The sequence below is a fragment of the Pseudodesulfovibrio halophilus DSM 5663 genome (assembly GCF_059568665.1).
Window position 1 is genome coordinate 127,344 of the sequence record NZ_JCANTV010000012.1, and the last position, 20,148, is coordinate 147,491.

The 20,148-nt window shown below is 61.2% G+C and carries 18 protein-coding genes and 2 tRNA genes; 13 read left to right on the forward strand and 7 right to left on the reverse strand.

Going from position 1 to position 20,148, the window contains the following annotated elements:
* The first annotated feature begins 46 nt into the window (after positions 1–46).
* Positions 47–1,288, forward strand: a complete 1,242-nt coding sequence (locus tag BR24_RS11330) for a molybdopterin molybdotransferase MoeA (RefSeq protein ID WP_496541593.1) — start codon at positions 47–49, stop codon at positions 1,286–1,288.
* Here BR24_RS11330 and BR24_RS11335 read toward each other — a convergent pair.
* From BR24_RS11335 to BR24_RS11350, 4 genes are all read right to left on the reverse strand, one after another.
* The gene (locus BR24_RS11335) at positions 1,285–2,232 is read right to left on the reverse strand and encodes an NADase-type glycan-binding domain-containing protein (RefSeq protein WP_496541594.1); all 948 of its coding nucleotides are present in this window, start codon (positions 2,230–2,232) and stop codon (positions 1,285–1,287) included. The two genes, BR24_RS11330 and BR24_RS11335, sit on opposite strands and share 4 nt — an antisense overlap.
* A gap of 69 nt (positions 2,233–2,301) precedes the next feature.
* On the reverse strand, positions 2,302–3,222 hold the full coding sequence (locus tag BR24_RS11340) for a YitT family protein (protein ID WP_496541595.1): 921 nt from the start codon (positions 3,220–3,222) through the stop codon (positions 2,302–2,304).
* Between the two features lie 191 nt (positions 3,223–3,413).
* Entirely contained in the window at positions 3,414–4,841 is a 1,428-nt protein-coding gene (ahcY, locus tag BR24_RS11345; RefSeq protein WP_496541596.1) for an adenosylhomocysteinase, read from the reverse strand.
* Positions 4,842–4,889: 48 nt separating this feature from the next.
* Complete coding sequence (locus tag BR24_RS11350) at positions 4,890–5,798, reverse strand: ArsR/SmtB family transcription factor (protein ID WP_496541597.1); 909 nt, start codon at positions 5,796–5,798, stop codon at positions 4,890–4,892.
* Between the two features lie 178 nt (positions 5,799–5,976).
* Between BR24_RS11350 and BR24_RS11355 the strand changes: the two genes are divergently transcribed.
* The 7 genes from BR24_RS11355 to BR24_RS11385 all read left to right on the forward strand — a co-directional run bounded on the left by BR24_RS11355 (position 5,977) and on the right by BR24_RS11385 (position 11,742).
* Positions 5,977–6,870 carry a universal stress protein gene (locus BR24_RS11355; protein ID WP_496541598.1) on the forward strand — a complete coding sequence of 298 codons (894 nt, stop codon included), beginning with the start codon at positions 5,977–5,979 and terminating at the stop codon, positions 6,868–6,870.
* Between the two features lie 66 nt (positions 6,871–6,936).
* Positions 6,937–7,422 carry a DciA family protein gene (locus BR24_RS11360; RefSeq protein ID WP_496541599.1) on the forward strand — a complete coding sequence of 162 codons (486 nt, stop codon included), beginning with the start codon at positions 6,937–6,939 and terminating at the stop codon, positions 7,420–7,422.
* A gap of 31 nt (positions 7,423–7,453) precedes the next feature.
* Complete coding sequence (locus BR24_RS11365; protein WP_018123755.1) at positions 7,454–7,801, forward strand: hypothetical protein; 348 nt, start codon at positions 7,454–7,456, stop codon at positions 7,799–7,801.
* Positions 7,802–7,861: 60 nt separating this feature from the next.
* Positions 7,862–7,936 (forward strand) — tRNA-Gln (locus tag BR24_RS11370).
* Between the two features lie 6 nt (positions 7,937–7,942).
* Positions 7,943–8,020: transfer RNA gene (locus BR24_RS11375), tRNA-Glu, on the forward strand.
* A gap of 201 nt (positions 8,021–8,221) precedes the next feature.
* Entirely contained in the window at positions 8,222–8,899 is a 678-nt protein-coding gene (locus BR24_RS11380) for a formyltransferase family protein (RefSeq protein WP_496541600.1), read from the forward strand.
* Between the two features lie 392 nt (positions 8,900–9,291).
* The gene (locus BR24_RS11385; protein ID WP_496541601.1) at positions 9,292–11,742 is read left to right on the forward strand and encodes a bacteriohemerythrin; all 2,451 of its coding nucleotides are present in this window, start codon (positions 9,292–9,294) and stop codon (positions 11,740–11,742) included.
* Between the two features lie 72 nt (positions 11,743–11,814).
* Here the strand turns inward: BR24_RS11385 and BR24_RS11390 are convergent, their stop codons facing one another.
* The gene (locus tag BR24_RS11390) at positions 11,815–12,219 is read right to left on the reverse strand and encodes a hypothetical protein (protein ID WP_496541602.1); all 405 of its coding nucleotides are present in this window, start codon (positions 12,217–12,219) and stop codon (positions 11,815–11,817) included.
* Between the two features lie 79 nt (positions 12,220–12,298).
* On the opposite strand from BR24_RS11390, the gene BR24_RS11395 reads away from it, so the two are divergent.
* The 5 genes from BR24_RS11395 to BR24_RS11415 all read left to right on the forward strand — a co-directional run bounded on the left by BR24_RS11395 (position 12,299) and on the right by BR24_RS11415 (position 17,956).
* Positions 12,299–13,636 carry a helix-turn-helix transcriptional regulator gene (locus BR24_RS11395; RefSeq protein WP_496541603.1) on the forward strand — a complete coding sequence of 446 codons (1,338 nt, stop codon included), beginning with the start codon at positions 12,299–12,301 and terminating at the stop codon, positions 13,634–13,636.
* Between the two features lie 78 nt (positions 13,637–13,714).
* Positions 13,715–14,356, forward strand: a complete 642-nt coding sequence (locus BR24_RS11400) for a molecular chaperone TorD family protein (RefSeq protein WP_496541604.1) — start codon at positions 13,715–13,717, stop codon at positions 14,354–14,356.
* The gene (locus BR24_RS11405; protein ID WP_496541605.1) at positions 14,334–16,586 is read left to right on the forward strand and encodes a molybdopterin-dependent oxidoreductase; all 2,253 of its coding nucleotides are present in this window, start codon (positions 14,334–14,336) and stop codon (positions 16,584–16,586) included. The genes BR24_RS11400 and BR24_RS11405 overlap by 23 nt, the downstream gene beginning before the upstream one ends.
* Positions 16,587–16,598: 12 nt before the next feature.
* Positions 16,599–17,159, forward strand: coding sequence for a 4Fe-4S dicluster domain-containing protein (locus tag BR24_RS11410; protein ID WP_496541606.1), 561 nt, complete (start codon positions 16,599–16,601; stop codon positions 17,157–17,159).
* Between the two features lie 2 nt (positions 17,160–17,161).
* Positions 17,162–17,956, forward strand: coding sequence for a dimethyl sulfoxide reductase anchor subunit family protein (locus BR24_RS11415; RefSeq protein ID WP_496541607.1), 795 nt, complete (start codon positions 17,162–17,164; stop codon positions 17,954–17,956).
* 113 nt (positions 17,957–18,069) lie between these two features.
* Here BR24_RS11415 and BR24_RS11420 read toward each other — a convergent pair whose 3' ends face one another.
* Both BR24_RS11420 and BR24_RS11425 read right to left on the reverse strand, forming a co-directional pair.
* Positions 18,070–18,591: a ferritin-like domain-containing protein gene (locus tag BR24_RS11420; RefSeq protein ID WP_496541608.1), complete on the reverse strand. Its 522-nt coding sequence runs from the start codon at positions 18,589–18,591 to the stop codon at positions 18,070–18,072.
* A 78-nt stretch (positions 18,592–18,669) separates the two neighbouring features.
* Complete coding sequence (locus BR24_RS11425; RefSeq protein ID WP_496541609.1) at positions 18,670–20,121, reverse strand: catalase; 1,452 nt, start codon at positions 20,119–20,121, stop codon at positions 18,670–18,672.
* Positions 20,122–20,148: the final 27 nt, after the last annotated feature.

Consider the following 20,148-nt stretch of genomic DNA (forward strand, 5'->3'; position numbering starts at 1 on the left):
AAGCCTTTGTGTTGCATTTCCATCCCCGCAGGGCAGGATCGGCGGCATGAAACACGGTTTTTTCGATATGATCAGCCGCGAGGCTTTCGAGCGACTGCTGCTCGCCTTTCCGAAGCTCGGGACCGAGTCCGTCTCTCTGTACGGGGCTTCCGGGCGGATTCTGGCCGAACCGCTTGTTGCGAGTCATGACTGGCCGCTGACCGACCGCTCCTGCATGGACGGGTTTGCTGTCAATGCGCGTGACGCCTTTGGCGCGTCAGAATCCAACCCTGCCTATCTGGAGTGCGTGGCAGAGCTTTCCGTAGAGGAAGAGCCGACCGTCACGCTTGAGCGCGGCGAATGCGCACGCATCTCCACCGGCGGCAGTCTGCCCGCCGGAGCCGATGCCGTGGTCATGGTGGAGCACACCCTGAGCATGGAAGGCGGCACTATCGAGATTCACAAGGTCGCCGCGCCGGGACTGAACGTGATGCGCAGGGGTGAGGACGCCCGGGCCGGAGCGACCGCGCTTCAGGCCGGGACTCCGCTTCGCGCGCAGGAAGTCGGCATGGCGGCGGCGCTCGGTTTCGAGAGTGTGTCCGTCGGCCTTCCCCCGCGAGTCGGCATCCTATCCACCGGCGACGAGCTCGTGGCTGTTGCCGACACCCCCCGGCCCGGTCAGGTTCGAGACGTGAACAGCTCCGCGCTGGCAGCCATGAGCGAAACCTGCGGCGCGACCTGCACATGCTACGGCATCATCCCGGACGACCTCGATTCGCTGACCGAAGCGTTGAAACGTTCCGTGGCGGAAAACGATGTGACACTGCTCTCCGGCGGCAGCTCCATCGGCGTTCGCGATTACACGGTGGGCGCCATCGAGGCCCTGCCCGAATCCACCCTGCTGGCGCACGGCGTCGCCATCAGCCCCGGCAAACCGGCCATTCTCGGGCGCGTGGGCGATCGCGCCGTGCTCGGCCTGCCCGGTCAGGTGGCCTCGGCGCAAGTGGTGATGGCGGTGCTGGTACAACCGTTCCTGCGACACCTGCAAGGACACGCCGCCGCCTTCGACCGCTCCGGCTGGGCGTGTGTCCATGCCGAGTTGGCGCGCAACGTGGCCTCCAAGCAGGGTCGGGAGGACTATGTGCGGGTCCGTCTGGAGGAGCGCGAAGGGATGCCGCCGCTGGCGCACCCCGTCCTCGGAAAGTCAGGGCTGCTTCGCACCATGCTTCGGGCGGAGGGGCTGGCCGTCATTCCGGCCGAAGCCGAAGGGCTCTACAAGGAGTCGTTGATAAAAATTTTGACACTTTAATTGTCTGAATTTATTAATCTTCGATTCAAATCGCTTGTTTCTCGCGGCATCTCGCCGCTGATTTTCCAGTCTTCACCGGCAAACAGCATCTCAAAGTCGCTGTCCACCGGCGCCGAGGCGGTTCGGTTGCCGGATTCCACGACCATTTCGCCTTGTGCGTGAATGATAGCCGTGGTGTCAGTCCTGCTGACCACCTCGAAAGTCATCTCGGTCGCATCCACGCTTGCCGAGCGCAGCATCTCGAACGTGCCCAACTGTTTCTGGAACTCCTGAAATACATACAGATTCATCCGCTCCTGCCTGCGCAGGCTTTCCGGGTACAGCAGCAGGACATCCTCGTCGAGGCGGGTGTTGAGCACCAGAAAGCTGCGGATGACCGGTGCCGTGCGATCCAGCAGCTCCTGATCGCGCCGCGCCTGCCGCTCGGCTTTCATGTCGGCTTCCGTCTTGGGGATGGCGCTCAGGTAGAGCTTGATTTCCGAGACGGCCACCCCGCGATGCTCGGCTTCCGGTCCCCGAGGCGTCACTTCGTCCACCAGCAGTCTGAACGATGCGACCGGTTCACCGCTGTCGCAGGCAACGCTCTGTTCGCCGCCGGTGTCGTCCAGCGTGAAGGGGAACTCTGCGCCGTCGGGGTACACCACCCTTCCGCGGGCAATGCGATTGCGCAGCCCGAACTTTCCGGTCCCCTGCTTTCCGTTGAATATTCCCAGACGGACCACGCGGGCGGGGCGGTCAAACTTCACGGTGACCGACTCCCCGCTGCCGTCGCCCAGCGAGACCCATGCAGTGGCGGGATCATTGTCCATCAGGTGGCCGGGAACATGCGTCGCCAGCACGTCGGGCTTGAAGCTCGAGACCACCACGCGCGCCTCGAAGGCATGAGCGACGGAGACAAGCAGAGCCAGACATGCGGCGAGCGAGAGCAGGCGAAGCGTTTTCATGCGGCAGACCTTACGTGGGCGGATGAAGCGATGTAAAGCGCGGAGACCGCCTTTTCACGCAGGAACAGGTCAGTCCTTGTTCAGCTTCAGATTGCCGAAGCCGCCCCACGCCTGTTGCACCACCCCTATTATGACCAGCGCGTCCGGGTCGATCTGCGAGACCATATATCGCAAATCATTCACTCTGGAACGCATGACCGTACAATAGAGCATGGTGCTGGGTTCCCGTGTATAGCCACCCGTGACTTCCCACATGGACACGCCGCGGCGCATTTCGTTCACCAACGCGTAGCGCATCTGGTCCGGCTTTTTGGTGATGATGATGGCGGTGCGCAGCTGGCTGACTCCCTCGAGCGTGAAGTCGGAGAAGATGCCGGTCATCACGAGGGTGAACAGCGCGAGCATGGCCATCTCCCAGCTGAAGGTCAGCCCGCCGAGGCAGATGACGCCGAGGTCGGTGAACAGGTAGACCTGACTCATGGGATAGCCGGTAAAGTTATGAATGATCCGCGCGGGGATGGACGTACCGCCGATGGTGGAGCCGAAGCGAAAGATGATCCCGTTGCCGAGGCCGAACAGCACCCCGGCATAGAGGCAGGCGAGAAACTTGTCGTGAGTTATGGGATACGGCGAGAGCGCCTGCGGCAGCGTGTTCAGGAACAATTCGATGAATGAGGAAAACGCCACGACCGCCAGGATGGACGATGCGATGAACCGCCAGCGGCCCAGAAAGAAGTATCCGAGGATAAGCAGCGGCACGTTGAAGAGCCAGATCAACACACCTTCGGACATGCCGGTATAGTGGTTGATGATAATCGCCAAGCCGCTGACCCCGCCCGCGGTGATGTTGTACGGGATCTGGAAGAGCACGAACCCGAGCGCTGCGAGGGCGGCCCCGAACAGCACCATGAAGTTGCGGATTATGAGCCGACGTATCCGCACCTGCATCGGCTGGTGGAGTTTGCGTTCGACCTTATTTGAAATGCCCATGTGTCTTGCCTTTTGCTTGCGTTTTGACCGACGGCGCATCGCCGTCTTTGGGTGGGCTATCACAGCCGGAATCTTCGTGACAAACAAAAGATTGGTTTACCGGCGGCTCAATCATGCGCATGACAGACGAAAGCCCCGCAGGCCGGAGCCTGCGGGGCATGATTTTTGGTCGGGACGTCAGGAGAAGCGGACTAGTAGCGGTAGTGATCCGGCTTGTAGGGACCTTCCTGCGGCACGCCGAGGTAGTCGGCCTGATCCTTGGAGAGGCTGTCCAGCTGCACGCCGAGGCGTTCGAGGTGCAGGCGAGCCACTTCCTCGTCCAGCTTCTTGGGCAGGATCATGACGCGCGGCTCGTACTCGTTCTTGGCGAGGTCGAGCTGTGCCAGCACCTGGTTGGTGAAGGAGTTGGACATGACGAAGCTCGGGTGGCCGGTGGCGCAGCCGAGGTTCACCAGACGCCCTTCGGCCAGCACGATGATGGAACGGCCGGACTCGAGGGTCCACTTGTCGACCTGCGGCTTGACCTCGTCGCGCTTGCACTTGGGGTTGTTTTCCAGATAGGCCATGTCGATTTCATTGTCGAAGTGGCCGATGTTGCAGACGATGGCCTCGTCCTTCATGCGCTCCATGTGCGCGCCGCTGACGACCTTGAAGTTGCCGGTGGCGGTGACGAAGATGTCGCCGATCTCGCAGGCCTTTTCCATGGGGATGACTTCGAAGCCCTCCATGGACGCCTGCAGAGCGCAGATGGGGTCGATCTCGGTGACGAGTACGCGTGCGCCGAAACCGCGCATGGACTGGGCGCAGCCCTTGCCCACGTCGCCGTAACCGCAGATGACCACGACCTTGCCCGCGATCATCACGTCGGTGGCGCGCTTGATGCCGTCGGCCAGCGACTCCCGGCAGCCGTAGAGGTTGTCGAACTTGGACTTGGTCACGGAGTCGTTGACGTTGATGGCCGGGAACAGCAGGTCGCCGTTGCGCTGCATTTCGTACAGGCGGTGCACGCCGGTAGTGGTCTCCTCGGAAACGCCGCGAATGTTTTCAGCGATCTTCTGCCACTTGGTGGGGTTGGCTTCGCAGGAAGCCTTCAGGCGGTTCATGACCAGCTGAAATTCGGGATTGTCGTACTTCTTTTCGGCCAGAGACGGGTCTTTCTCCACCTTCACGCCCTGATGCACCATCATGGTGGCGTCGCCGCCGTCGTCCACGATGAGGTCCGGGCCGGAGCCGTCGGGCCATGTCAGGGCCTGCTCGGTGCACCACCAGTACTCTTCGAGGGTCTCGCCCTTCCAGGCAAAGACCTTGGCGGAGCCCTTCTTGACGATGCACGCGGCAGCGTGATCCTGCGTGGAGAAGATGTTGCAGGACGCCCAGCGGATGTCCGCGCCGAGGTCGTGCAGGGTCTCGATGAGCATGGCGGTCTGGATGGTCATGTGCAGGGACCCCATGATCTTGAGTCCCTTGAGCGGCTTCTCGGTGCCGTACTTTTCACGCAGCTGCATCAGGCCGGGCATTTCCCGCTCGGAAAGCTGAAGTTCCTTGGTGCCCCAGTCGGCAAGGGAAATGTCGGCGATTTTGTGGTCCAGTTTCGGATCCACGGGCTGAACATTGCTCATGATTTCCTCCATTTGAGGTTTGAATTCAAGGTTGCGGGCAAAGGCCCGTTAGCGGACGGCCCGGTAAAGGATGACCGTCAGTCCCATGTTTACGGAAAATTCATCGGCCCGCTCCAGACGGAACCCCGCGTCCGCGAGCATCTGTTCCATCTCCTCCCGGTCGATGCCGAGAAGGCGGTCGCCATAGTCGGAGCGCATGACCTCGTTCCCGTGGCTGTCGAACTCCGCGACGACCAGCGAGCCGCCCCGCCCCAGCACCCTAGCCGCCTCTCCCAGCGCCTCCGCAGGATTCGCCAGATGGTGCAGCACCAGCGAGAGCACCGCGCAGTCCGCCTCGGCGTCGCGAAGCGGCAGGTGCGACAGCTCGCCGATGCGCAGGCTGACCCTCGGATCGGACTCGAAGCGTTCGGCTGCAAGCTCGAGCATCTTCGGTGAGTTGTCCACGCCGATGACCGAGTCGGTAGCCTTCGCCAGCACGGAAAGGATCTCCCCGGAACCGCAACCGAGATCGGCCACGATACCGCAGTTACCCAGACGCGAAATGATTTCCGCATGCAGATCGAGTCCGCCCAGGACATCCTCTCGCAGCTTGCGCCAGTCGCCGGCGATGGCGTCGAAGAAGCGGCGGGTCTCGACGGTGCGGTCTCGGACCACGGAATCCGCGCGCGCCATGTCGCGGCTGAAAACCGCCTCGTCATCGAAGAGCGGCTCCACACCCTCAAGGAAAATGCGTCCGTCCCCTTCGCGCGCAGCACGGTAGAAGGCCCACAGGCCGTCCCGGCGACACTCCACCAACCCGGATTCGGCCAGAATCTTCAGATGGCGGGAGATACGCGACTGTCCCATCTCCATGACCTGCACCACCTCGCCCACGTTGAGCTCGTGCTTCAACAGCACATTGATGAGGCGGGCTCGCGTCTCGTCGCCAAGCGCCTTGGAATATTTGAGAATTTTCAACAACCACTCCTAAATATCAATATATCTTGATATACGATGCTCCGTACTTAGCCGTTTCCTTGGCGTTGGTCAAGCACAGCGGGAGGCATGATAATATTTGCCTTACCGGGTGGACACGGCGTGGATTTTTCGGGATACAGAAAGTGAGAATTCATATTCCGCAACCAGGAGGGCCCCCATGTATCGCAAGATCATACTCGCAGCCACATCGCGCGGCGAAACTGACCATGCCGCACAGGCGGCCTTCGCCCTTGCCCGCAGGCACGGAGCCGAGCTTGTCATCTTCCACGCCTGCCGCCTGCCGAGCGAGGGGTGGGGCACGCTGGACCGGCTGGTCTCCAGAGACGAACTCGTGGAGACCACGCGAAAGGACATCATTGACAACTACTCCGGCCGCCTTGAAGGCATCGAATACACCACGCACGTGGTCTGCGGCGACCCGGCCGAAGAGCTGGCATGCGTCGCCACGCGAGAGGGTGCGGACCTCATCGTCATGGGCCCGCACTGTCGCACGGGAACCTGCCCCGGCAACCGCATGTGGGGCCATGTGGACTCCACGGTTCAGCGGGTGACATCCCTCGTGGTGGCGCCGGTGATGGTCGTGACGCGGCCCGCCTCCATTCTGGAGTACGAGCCCAAGACCATTCTGGTGCCCACGGACATGAAGATACCCTCCGAGAACGCGGTGTGCCACGCCTCCAGCATCGCACAGGAGACCGGCGGAAAGATCATCCTGTTCTCCGTTCTCGACATCGGCATGAGCTACCCGAACCCGAGGTTCTACCAGCGCGACATGGAAGACTTCATACAGGACATCATGACACGGATGGAGCAGAAGTATGGCAAGCTGCTCCGTCACGTCGACCACGAGTTTCTTGCGTGGGAAGGCGTGCCCTACACGGAGATTCTCAAGGCGGCGCGCTGGAAGGAGGCCGACATGATCGTCATGGCCCGGCACTCGTCCATCAAGGAGTCACATCAGGTGCTCATCGGGTCCACTGTGGCGCAGGTGGCGCTCTCGCCGAGCTGCCCCACCACGGTAATCAACTACCGGGCCAAGGCCTGCATGTGATCCGCTGTTGCGAAGCGCCCGCTCATACTATATGTAATGCGCGCGGCCGTGCCGCAGGGAAGGATCATGTACGGATACTGGGGAAAGGACCTCAAGAACCGCAAGCGTAAAACGCGCGACATGCGTAACGCCATGCCCGAAATGCTGAAGGAGCTCGACTCCGACGGCAGCCTCAGGCTGGTGCGCGTCTGGCGGCAGTGGGACGAAATGCTTGGCGAATTCGCGAGCATGGTGCGTCCTCTCGGCCACCGCGGCAAGACGCTCATCCTCTACGCCGAGGACCCCATGATTGCGGCCGAGGCAGCATACTTCTCCCAGATCATTACGGATCGCATCAACAGCCATTTTGGTGAAGAAATCTTTGACAAGGTACGCTTCGAGCTGTTAAACGGCAGAGTTCCTTTGGGCAAGCCCTCCGCCACCGCTCGGCGGGAGGAACCCTTGAGATATAAAAAGCCAAAGGTTCTCGGGACCTTGAATGACCAGATAGATCCGGAAAGCCCTGTCGGAAGGTGCTACCGGGCCTACCAGAAAATTTTTGACGACGAGTGATAAAGCCCGGCTTTCAGGGCAGGAGGACACCATGAGCGACGCAATCGAAATTTCCTTTGAGGATCTGGGACTGACCAAGTCCCTCGACAAGATGACCGCGAAAGAGCTTCGCGAACTCTGCATCAAGAAGCTGCCCATGGTTCAGGGCGCATCTTCCAAGAGCAAGGAAGAGCTCATCGCGACGATCCGCGAGATTTTCGGCTTCACCGAAGAGGGCGGAGTTTCCCCGTACAAGGATCAGATCCTGACCATCAAGCGCGAGATTCGTGATCTGCGCGCCGAGAAGGACAAAGTGGAAGACCGCGCCAAGCGCGACTACCTGCGCAAGAAAATCAACAAGCTGAAGAAGCGCACCCGTCGTCTGGCGAACGCGGTCTAAAAAAATTCAACAAAGAGGTTGACATCCCGGCAGGGAGTCTATAAATCCTCTCTTCGTTGTTGGGCTGTCGTTCAATTGGCAGGACAGCGGATTCTGGTTCCGTCAATCAAGGTTCGAGTCCTTGCAGCCCAGCCATAAAACGTCCCCATCGTCTAGCCCGGTCCAGGACGTCGGCCTTTCACGCCGATAACAGGGGTTCAAATCCCCTTGGGGACGCCAACGAAATCAAAGCCTTTCGCGAAAGCGGAAGGCTTTTTTTCGTGTTTTCTTTGCTCGCGAATATGGCTACAAATGCCTTTGGTACATGAAATCCGCTGGCGATACGGGTAGACGGGCGGCGATCGTGCTAATCGAAGCCGACTGGATGCAGTGGTGAAACGGAGTGCTTCTTCGCATGAAGAGCACAAAGGGAGAGTCCTCATGAGCAGAAAAGAGTGTTCCGTGTTGTTCCTCGGAAAACAGAATGACGAGCACGTTGAAAAAGCGTTGGCGTTCTGCCAGCGGAACCTCTCTGATGTCACGGCCCACCTCGGTGGATGGGGGGACCCTTTGCCGGAGGATGTCGAGTCCTGGGAAGGCGACTACATCATCAGCTACCTGTCCCGCTGGGTCGTTCCCGAAGCCCTGCTGAACAGGGCCAAGGTCGCCGCCATCAATTTTCACCCGGCGTCTCCGGACTACCCCGGCATCGGTTGCAACAACTTCGCCCTGTACGAGGAAGCAAGCGAATACGGCGTCACCTGCCACCACATGGCCCCACGAGTGGATACGGGGTCGATTGTCGCCGTCAGGCGCTTTCCGGTATTCCCGGAAGACAACGTGGCCTCTCTCCTTTCTAGGACCTATGATTATCAACTCGTCCTCTTCTATGAAGTCGTCAACCACATCCTGCGTGGAGACGACCTTCCGACTGCCGAGGAAAGCTGGACGCGGAGCCCCTTCAGCAGAAAGGAATTCGACGAGCTGGGGCGGATCACGCCTGACATGTCCGAGGATGAGGTCGCCAGACGGGTAAGGGCCACAGACTTCGGTAAATGGAAACCAACCGTGGAATTGCAGGGTTTCGTCTTTGAACTGAAGCCAGGACAGGACGACTGACCTGCACCAGCCTGCGTCATTGACAGAAACAGCCATGGAAGCGGTTTCATGGTAATGGCTCGCATCCATCGAGTTGGGGAATGACGCCTTCGGGAACCTCCCCTCGCCCTTCCCCTCTCCTGATACACCTCCTTGTCAAGGAGCCCCCACCACATCCAAGCCTTTCGCCAAAGTGATAGGCTTTTTCATCCTGCTCTCACCGCGCATACCTGCCTCTGACATTTGCCCACTTCCCACGCTCTATTTATAAACCAACCTATCGCAGCATTTTATAATTTGATCAGGAACGAATCTCACTAATCTTTCCTGATATGCCCCAGCGTCCCTTGCGGGACAGACGAGCGGGGGAAACAGGCCGGTTTCATACAGGATTTCATGACGCAGGAGCGTACATGCGACATACGACTCTCAACGGATTCATTCTCCGACGCCTGCTGCTGATAACGGTGGTCATCATCGGTGCCTGCTTCGGCATCTATCACTACAAGAATGCCGGCATGAGCGAAAAGCTCCTGAGAACCACCGCGACGGAGCTAACCGAATCTCTGGCACAACGCATTGAAAAAAAAGTTGATGTCGGCATCACCAACGCGATCTCCATAACGAATTCGGGCGTCCTCCCCGATCTCGTGGCCCGGAAAGACCGCGCAGCCATGCAGGGATTGCTCGACAGCCTCGGTGACGTTTTCAGGCAGCAGTCTAACTTCAAGGGCATCAAGGTCCACATACTGGACCGGGATGGCAGCACGCTCCTCAGAAACTGGGCACCGGCCCGCTTCGGAGACGCGCCCGCGTCCCTCGCTCCATTATTGCGCGAGGCCGAAAGCACCGGAAAGGCCGTGGCGAATTTCGTAGCGGATGCCGACGGGCTGTTTCTGCGCGGCACGGCCCCCATACGCAGAGACGGTGAGCTAGCAGGCTTTCTGCAGTTCCTTCAGGGAGTGGGCAGCATCTCGCGTGACTTCGAGGCGGAAGGGCGTCTGTATATGCTTCTCATTGATCCGCAGGTCGCCTCCGGCATTCCCGCCATTCGGGAAAATACGCGCATCGGTGAGCACTACTCCGCTAACGACAGATGGTTTTCCGACGAGGTGCTGGATTATTTCCGCGGGATCAATCCTTCGCTGGTGGCCGAAAACTCGCATGTGACCAGAGATGGATACTTCGTCACCTCGGCCCCGTTGCGGGACGCAGACGGAGACGTCATCGGCATGCACCTCCTCGCGGAGCCCGAGCAGGCCGCTTTCGCCGAGATCGACCAATCACTGGCGGCCTCGCAGTTCCTTCTCGGCCTGACCGTTACCGCCCTGACCCTCCTCATTCTCAGCGTCTGGCTCATCGTGAGGGGCAAGGTAATCGGGCCGGTGAACCAGAGCAAGCGGTTCGCGACCACCATGGCCGAAGGCACCTTCAGCGGCAGTCTCGACATTGACCGGAGCGACGAAATCGGCGCGCTGGCCGCGGCGCTGAATACCGTGACGTCGGAAGTCGGCGGCAGGGTCGGGCATGTCAGAAGGGCCGCGGACGAGGTCGCCATGAGCGGCGACAGCATGTCAGACACGGCGGCCGACCTCGAGTCCTCGGCGACGGTTCAGGCGACGAGTCTGGAGAAGATATCTTCGGCCATGGAGGAGATGGCCGTCTCCATTGAACGCAACACGGAAAACGCCAACAACGCGAGCGAACGCTCGCAGCAGCTCTCGCAGGACGCCGAGGAAAGCGGCCGCGTGGTCGGCGACGCAGTGTCTTCCATGAAGGAAATTGCCGAACGCATTACCGTTGTCGAGGAAATTGCCCGGCAGACCAACCTGCTGGCCCTCAACGCCGCCATCGAGGCGGCGCGGGCCGGAGAAGCCGGCAAGGGGTTCGCCGTGGTCGCCTCCGAGGTGCGCAAACTGGCCGAACGAAGCGGCGAAGCGGCGGCCGAGATCAACGAACTTGCCGGCTCCACGGCAAAGCGAGCCAACAACGCGGGCAGCCGGCTGGAAAAACTGATTCCGGACATCCGCAGCAACTCCGAGCTGGTGCACGAGATCGCCGCCGCCTCCACGGAGCAGAGTACCAGCGCCACCGAGATCAACGGCGCCATCCAGCAGCTCGGTGACATCGTCAACGACAACATCGGCGCCGCCGAGTGCCTTACCTCCCTTTCTCATACGCTCTCCGACAAGGCCCATGCGCTGCAGGATGTCATGGAATTCTTCAAGGTGAATGACGACGCTTCCCGCACGGACGCCGGCAGCAGCGCGAGAACCTGTGCCATGCCTCCGCGTTCCGCACCGCCAGCCCCCGATTCGAGGACCACCCCGAAGCCCGAGCGTGCGGCGCAGCCTCTCCCGCAGCGCCGGACGTCACCGGCCCCTTCGCGCCAGTCCACGGCCGTTTCGACGGGCAACCCTGATGCCGAATCGGACCTCGGCGACTACAGAAAGCTCATCGAGTGGGACAACTCGTTTTCGCTGGGCATAGACGCTGTCGACGAGCAGCACAAGGAGCTGGTCAATCTGGTTAACCGACTCAACGGGGCCATGAGCCAAGGCAAGGGGACGGTGGTGCTCGGCCGAATTTTCGACGAGCTGAAGCAGTACACCCTGAACCATTTCAAGCTGGAGGAAGACCTCTTCGACAAGTACGAATACCCCGAAGGCGACGAGCACAAGCAGATTCACGCAAACCTGCTCAAGAAGGTGCTGGAACTCGAAGAGCAGTTCAAGAGCGGCAAGCTCTCCCTGAGCCACGAGATTCTCAACTTCCTCAAGGACTGGCTCACCAATCACATAAAGAGGGAAGACATGAAATATGCTCCGTTCATCATCGAGGCTACGCAGCAGGATTCGGCATGAGGTCTCGCCCACACCCACAGAAACAGGGAAGGCTCCGTTTTTCGGCGGGGCCTTTCCTTTTGAGCCAGAGGGCTATTCAATGGTCAGGGTTCGCGTCTCACGGACCAGCGGTACGGCCTCCGCACCGCCGCAGCTGGACTTGCTGACGCGGCTCAGGATGAAATCCATCACGTACGTCCCCGGCTGATGAAACGTCAGGGTGGATTCCGGGTACCCCGGGAGCACCGTCGGTTTCTCTCCCTGCGGCCCGGACTTCACGCGGATATTGATTGAGGTGTAGGCCCCGCGCGGAATCTCGTAGCCCCCGAGATCAAAGACCGCGGTAACGGGCAGCCCCGCCCTCATGACGCCTTCCAGACGCAGCGATCCTCCGGGACCGGTGCCGCTCTCCTGCGCCACGGCCGGAGTGACCGAAAGCAGGAGGATGAGCAGCACCGCCGCGAGGCCATAGCCGGGGTGGAGATTTCTGTTCTGCATGTCTTGATAATAAGCCTTCCTGCGAATATGACAATAGCATTGGGTAGCGGATGGGTAGCGCATCAACAGCGAGGTTCTCATGTACGACGCGACGCAGGCCGGGCACGGCCACATGGCCCTTCTCGAAAGACTGCAGGACCACGAGGAGCTGTATTTTCAGCGATGGTCGGAACGCATGCGCAGCGCAGGCTATCTGGAACACACCACAGCCAAGCGGGTGGACTGCAAGCAGGCGCTCAACGACTTCATGACGCCGCTGCTCGCCCATGCCGAGGCCGGTGTGGACGAGCCAGACTTCCCCTGGCTCACAAGCCATGAGTCCCATTGGGGGCAGCCGCTCGTGGAGTCGGCCAGACGCCACCGCATTCGCGGCATCACGGCGGACATGTTCCTCGGCTGCTTCAAGACCTTCATCCACGCCCTGCTCGATGTCGTCGACGCCATGCCGGGTTTCGGCAAAACGGACAGGGCCCGGGCGCGAAGGCGCATCCAGCTATACGGAGACGCGCTGGAAGTGCTCTTCGTCCAAGACTGGACGCAGACCCTTCCGGACCTCACCAAGCAACGGCTCGACGAGGCCAACCGCCTGCTCACCCTTGAAAAGTGCCGCTTCGAGAACATCCTGAACGCCAGCTCGGACCTCATCCTCGTGGTGGACTCCAGCGGGACCGTCACCGAGACCAACGCAGCCGTGAAGGACGCCGTCTCCACGGACGACCTGCCGGGCAGCCCGGTCTGGGAGGTGCTCGACCTTGAAGCGCAGTCCATGAGCGAGCTGCTCAAATACTACCCTCCCGGCATCTCCTGCGAGATGAGCCCTTTTCCCGACGAGCGGATCTATCGCATGCAGGTCACGCCCCTGAGCAGCGTCAGCCTTGCCAGCGACCAGTACATGATCATGCTGACCAACATCACCGCGCAGGCCAGCCAGCGGGAGGTTCTGGAAAAGGTCGTGGCCGAAAAGACCGACGCCCTTCGGCAGGAGAAGGAACAGCTCGAAGGCATGAACATCACCCTGCGCAATGTCCTGCAGAACATCGAAAAGGACCGCAACGAACTCTTTGACGATGTTTCGGTGAAGATCAACAGCCTCGTGGTGCCCGCGTTGGAACGCATCGAGAACGAGGACGACGCCTCCATCCGCAAGGGCTACGTGACGGTCGTCCGGGACCAGTTGCGACGCCTCGCACCGGGCAGCGGCAAAGCCGATCCGCAGCTGCTCAAGCTGACCCACATGGAAACCAAGGTGGCCCAGTTCATCCAGTCGGGATACGCCTCCAAGGACATCGCCACCAGCCTGAACCTCTCCGTGGAGACCGTCCAGACCCACCGCAAGAACATCCGCGGCAAGCTCGGCCTGCACGGAAAGCGCGTCAGCCTCTACAGCCACCTCAAGACCGTGGGCCTCACCGGATGATTGGGTAATTCACGCTACCCAATCTGACCCCTCTTTCCCGTCTGTCACACTCAACGAGGGTTATAATATCGGTAATACATGAACAATGTATCACTGGTAGACATGAATCTTTGTCACATACCCGATCATCTCGGCGGCCTTCAGGCGCTCAGGGATTTCTTCGCGGCCACAAATTCCGAAGAGCTGCGCGCCGCTTTCGAGGGCGTTGCCCGGTATTTCGGCGTACCCTTCCGGGACGACACTGACTGGGTCGAGGTCGAGTACGATTTCAACCGGCTGTTCGTCGGCCCTGCAGCGCTGCCCGCCCCGCCGTATGCATCGGCCTACGGAATGGAACCCACCCTCATGGGCGCCCCCGCGCTGGAGGTGCGCGACCTGTACCGCCGAATGGGCTTGGCCGTGCCGGATCAGGGAAGCGTCCCGGACGACCACCTCGCCTTCGAGCTGGACGCGGCCCTCGGGCTGTCAGTCATGGAAGCATCGGACGGCGAACTGGCAGCGGACGCCGCCATGCGCCAATGGCTCGTGGATCGGCACATGTCCGGCTGGGTACCCAAGTTCATCCGCGCCGTGAAGAATCAGCAGGATGTGAGCGCGCCCGTGCTCACGGCCGTGACCATGCTTGAACAGTGGCTGGACGAATCGCGGACGCGAGCTCATGTGAATCAACACATGGAACCATCATCAGGAGAGGAGGATGTCCATGACGAAACAAGGTAACAGTCTGAGCAGAAGGCGGTTCCTGCAGGGGACGGCCGCCGCGAGCGCCGCGGCGTTGCTTCCGTGCAGCCTGCTCGTTCCGGACGAGGCCATGGCGGAAGCGTTCAAGGCCGGCGAGTTCGCCACGTTCCGCAACGCATGTCCGCGCAACTGCTACGACACGTGCAGCATCAAGACATACGTCAAGGACGGCGTGGTCCAGTTCATCGAGGGCGCGCAGGAGTCCACCTTCACCCATGGCGGGCTTTGCGTGAAGGGCTACTCATACCCCAGAAAGCTCTACAGCCCGGACCGGGTCAAGTACCCCATGGTGCAGGACGGCCGACGCTCTGGCAAGTGGCGCCGCATCTCGTGGGACGAGGCCATGGAGCGCATCGCGGGCAAGATTCTCGAGATCAAGGAAAAGGACGACAGCCTGCTGGGCCTCGGCCTCACCAAATACTCCGGACACTTCGGAATCACCAACTATGTGGTCGAAGGCATGATGTCCTCGCTGGGCTACACCACCCGCTTCGTGGGAACCCCGTGCTGGCCCGCGGGCATCGACGCCCAGAACTACGACCTCGGCAACATGTGGTGCAACGACCCCGAGGACATGGTCAAGGCCAAGTACATCATCATCTGGGGCGCCAACCCGGCGTGGTGTTCCGTGCACACCATGAAATACATCATGGAAGCTCAGCGGCGCGGCGCCAAGGTCGTGGTCGTCGACCCGGTCTTCACTCAGACCGCTGCCAAGGGCGACGTGTTCTGGCAGCCCGAGACCTCAAGCGACGGCGCGCTGGCGCTGGGCATGGCCCGTCACATCCTCGACAAGGGCATGGTGGACCGCGACTTCGTGAACAGCCACTCCATCGGCTTCGACGACTTCGCCGAGTACCTGCGCAACAACGTCACGGTCGAGTGGGCCGCCGAAAAGAGCGGCATCCCCGCGGATCAGATCCGCAAGGTTGCCGAGGAGTTCGCCTCCGCCGACCCCGCCACCGTGTGGATCGGCTACGGGCTGCAACGTCACGTCAACGGCGGCGCCACGGTCCGCTCCATCGACGCCCTCGTGGCCATGACCGGCAACGTCGGCAAGGAAGGCGGCGGCGCGCGCTACGGCCATCTCCAGACGTGGGGATTCAACTACCACGCCATGATCCAGAGCCCGCCCGAAGGCTCCAAGGGCTTCGTGGGCGGTGCCGCCAAGGGCGAGTTCGACTTCACGGAAGGCGACGCGGCCAGCTACAGCAACCGCACCGTGAACATCAACAAGACGGCGCAGGAAATCCTCGACACCAACGACCCGCCCGTCAGGATGCTCTGGGTATCCTGCAAGAACCCGTTTGCGCAGGACTTCGACCGGCCCAAGCTGGAAAAGGCCTTCGACAAGCTGGAAATGGTGGTCTCGGTGGAGCAGTTCTTCACGGAGACGGTTGCCAATTCGGACATCGTCCTGCCGGTCACCACCATGTTCGAGGAGTGGACCGTGAACGTCTCCTACTGGCACTACTGGCTCGGCATCAACGAGCAGGCAGTCAAGCCGCTGTACGAGAGCAAGTCCAACCTCGAGATCGCCGCCCTTCTCTCCAGGAAGATGAACGAGCTGTCCCCCGGCTCCTGCACCTTCCCGCAGGAACTGGACACGCGCGAGTGGATGGCCAAGGAGTTCAACAAGGGCATCTACGACTACTTCGGCATCAACGACTGGACCGACCTGAAGAACGGCCCGGTCAAGGCCAGACTGACTTCCAGCGCGGCATGGAGCAACTACGAGTTCGGAACCCCCTCCGGCAAGTACGAGTTCCGCTCCGAGCAGTGCGCCGCCAACGGCCACAAGGCGCTTCCGGAGTATAAGGAAAGTCGCAAGAGCTACGACGAATTCCGGCTGCTCACGCCGCACACCAAGTTCGGCATCCACTCCCAGTTCGTGAACCTTGACTGGATGCAGGAGTACTACCCGGAGCCGTTCGTCTACATGCACCCCGACGCGGCCGCCGAAAAAGGCATAGCCGACATGGACATGGTCCGCGTGTTCAACAAGGTGGGCGAGCTGAAGGTGCGGGTCAAGCTGACCACCAACGTGGCGAAGAACTGCCTCATGATGTACGAGGCCTGGTTCGGCAGGGGCACCGACTTCAACGTCCAGAACCTCGTGGACGACGAATCGGCCGACATGGGCGCCTTCAAGGCCGGAGCCCCCGGCGTGGCCATCCATGACCAGTTCGCCAACGTGGAAAAGGCCTAAGGAGTGATGATCATGAAAAAACAATATGCATTCCGCGTGGACGCTGATCGCTGCATCGGCTGCTTCACCTGCGCCATGGCCTGCAAGAGCTATTACCAGCAGGTGGACGGCGTCATCTGGCGTCAGGTCTACCCTCTCGACGAAGAGATCTATCCGCACCGGGAGCGGGCCTTCCTTTCGCTGGCCTGCAACCATTGCGAGAATCCCGCCTGCCTCAACGTCTGCCCCGTGGTGGCCTACACCAAGCGCGACGAGGACGGCGTGGTGGTCCACCATCAGGAAAAATGCATCGGCTGCGGCAACTGCATCCGGTCCTGTCCGTACGGCGTCCCCAAGTACAACCCCGTTGAAAAGCGGGCCGAGAAGTGCAGCTTCTGCCACGAACGGCTCGACGCGGGGCTGGAGCCGGCCTGCATCATGGCCTGTCCCACCGAGGCGCTCCAGCTCGTGGACCTCGCCAAGCTGGAAGTGACCAACGAAGTGCAGTACCCTGCCGGATATCCGAAGATGGAGCGTCTCAATCCCTCCACGCGGTTCATCCTGCCCAAAGCCCCCAAGATGGTGAGGAGGTAACCATGCAGCAGTCAATGGAACTTCCGCTCGTATTGTTCACGGTGCTCTCGCAGGCGGCCGTCGGCATCGCCTTCATGCGCGCCGTCAGACAGCCCGCAGGGACCGCGGGCGGCGACGCACGCAACGAATGGCGCATGGTCGCCGGGCTGATGCTCGTGGGCCTGATCGCCTCTCTCTTCCACCTCGGCCACCCCACAGGCGCACCAACCGCCCTGAAACACCTCGAAAAGGCATGGCTCAGCCGCGAAGCCCTGTCCGCGGGACTCTTCGTGGGTCTGGCCATTCTCGCCGCGCTGGCCTCCGGCAAGGAAGGCAAGCCCGTGTTCGCATGGGGCGGCGCGGTCCTCGGCGCGGTGGTCATCCTTTCCACGGGCATGACGTACGCGCCCCCGGCGTTCCCGGCCCTGAACAACGCCCTGCCGACCATCTTCTTCCTCATCTCGGCGGTCATGCTGGGTTCCGGCTTCGCCAGCTGGTTCGCGGGCAAGAACCATCAGCCGCTGCTGGCCCGGATATTCACCTCCGCCCTTGTGGTGGGGCTGGTGATCCATCTTGCTGCCCCGTGCATCTGGCTTTCCGGCAGCGAGGTCATGCGCCTCACCGCGCAGGAATGGCTGGGTTCCGGCTTCTACTGGAGTCATATCGGCATCATGGCCGCCTCCCTGCTGGTGATCTGGAAGACCCGGACCATCCCGGTCTGGCTGCCGGTACTCGTGCTGCTGGGCGAACTGCTCGGGCGCGCGGGCTTCTTCGCCGACACCGTCCATACGGCTGCCAACATGGGCGGACTGTACTAAAGACGCCCGGCTCCGGTAATCCGGAACCTGTACCCACCGCAACAAAGGGCCCCGGGAGCGATGCTCCCGGGGCCCTGTCGCGTTGATCCGCACAGTCGCTGCGGAAACGGTGATCATTCCCCCATGATGAAGCCCTTGGAGGGGGCTCCGGTGGAGGCGGACGTTCCGGCCACTTTGGAGAGATAGGTGTCGCCGAGGTTCCTGATGTGCCCGCCCACGTTGTCGAAGTGGTCCGAGTGCTCCTGCTCTTCCTCGATGAGGGTCTCGAAGAGCTTGGCGCTGATGCTGTCGCCCATCTCGCGGCAGGTGTTCAGGAACTGGTTGTAGGCATCCACCGTATCGTCCTCGACCTCTGCGTCGAAGTCGAAGATTTCGCCCACCTTCTGTCCCTTGCGGACTTCGTCGGCCAGCTCGGTGGTGGGTTCGCCGCCGAGGTCCTTGATGCGCTCGGCCAAATCCTCTGCATGGCGCATCTCGTCGATGGCGATGAGCTTCATGTTCTTGGCAAGCTCGCCGTAATCCATGGCGTCCAGCGCATAGTGCTGAATCATGTACTGCGAGATGGCGTAGAGTTCCATGGAGCGTGCCTTGTTCAGCACCTCGATTACCTTCTTGCGCCTTTCTTTCTTGTCCATTGGTCCGTTTCTCCTTGATGCTTGGTATCGCGTCGAATCGGTCCGGTCGTTTCAATACCGTTCGAACGAGCGGTTCAGCTACCTGCCCAGTTCCTTGGCGATGCGGTCGCCTGTCTCCTTGTCGATGTTGCGCCAGTACTCAAGGGCGCGTTCCAGCACGGGCTCGGTGACGCCCTTGCTGAGATGCCCCGCCACGTTGGAGACCAGACGGTCGCGCTGGGCGTCGTCCATGATCTCGCGCACGAGGGTTCCCGCCTGACCGAAGTCGTCGTCATCCTTGCGCAGGGTGTAGGCCGCGCGGACGAAATCCCCGCTTGCATTCCACGTGGCCACTTCAGGGTACCGCTGCGGATCAGCCTGAGGCCCGCCCTTGGAGTTGGGGGCGTAGACCGGATCGGAGACGTTCTCGACGCGCATTGCGCCGTCCTTGCTGTAGCTGTGTACCGGGCTCTTGGGACGGTTGACCGGGATCTGCTTGTAGTTGACTCCGAGTCTCGCGCGGTGCGCGTCGGCGTAGGAGAACAGGCGGCCGAGCAGCATCTTGTCCGGGCTGGGGCCGGTACCGGGAACAAAGCTGTTGGGCTCGAACGCGGCCTGTTCTATCTCGGTATGGAAGTCCGTGGGGTTGCGGGTCAGGGTCAGCCTGCCCACCTCGTGCAGCGGGTAGTCGCCGTGCGGCCAGACCTTGGTGAGATCGAACGGGTTGAAGCGGTAGGTCTCCGCGTCCTTGAAGGGCATGATCTGCACCTTCAGGGTCCAGCTGGGATAGTTGCCTTCCGCAATATTGTTGAACAGGTCGCGGCGATGGTAGTCGCCATCTTCGCCTGCGATGCGGTCCGCCTCTTCCTGCGTGAGGCATTCGATGCCCTGATCGGTCTTGAAGTGGTACTTGACCCAGAAGCGTTCGCCTTCCGCGTTCACCCACATGTAGGTGTGACTGGAGTAGCCGTTCATGTGGCGCCATGTCTTGGGGATGCCGCGATCGCCCATGAGCCACGTCACCTGATGCGCGGACTCGGGCGAGAGGGTCCAGAAGTCCCACTGCATGTCGTGGTCGCGCAGGCCGCTGTCTGCCCGCCGCTTCTGGGAGCGGATGAAGTGCTGAAACTTCATGGGATCGCGCAGGAAGAAGACCGGCGTGTTGTTGCCCACGAGGTCGAAGTTGCCTTCGGTGGTGTAGAACTTCAGGGCGAAGCCGCGCGGGTCGCGCCACGTGTCCGGGCTGCCCCGCTCACCCGCCACCGTGGAGAAGCGGATCAGGGTATCGGTCTTCACGCCGGGCTGGAAGAGCGCGGCCTTGGTGTACGCGCTCACGTCCTGTGTCACCTCGAAGTGACCGAACGCCCCGGAGCCTTTTGCGTGCGGCTGCCTTTCGGGAATCCGCTCCCGATTGAAGTTGGCCATCTGCTCGATGAGGTAGTGGTCCTGAAGCAGAATGGGCCCGTCGGGTCCGACGGTCAATGAGTGTTCGTCGCTGGAAACGGGAATGCCCGCGTCGTTGGTCGTGTATTTGGTTTCATCGTTTGCCATTTCAGTCGACCTCCTTTGATAGCGGTG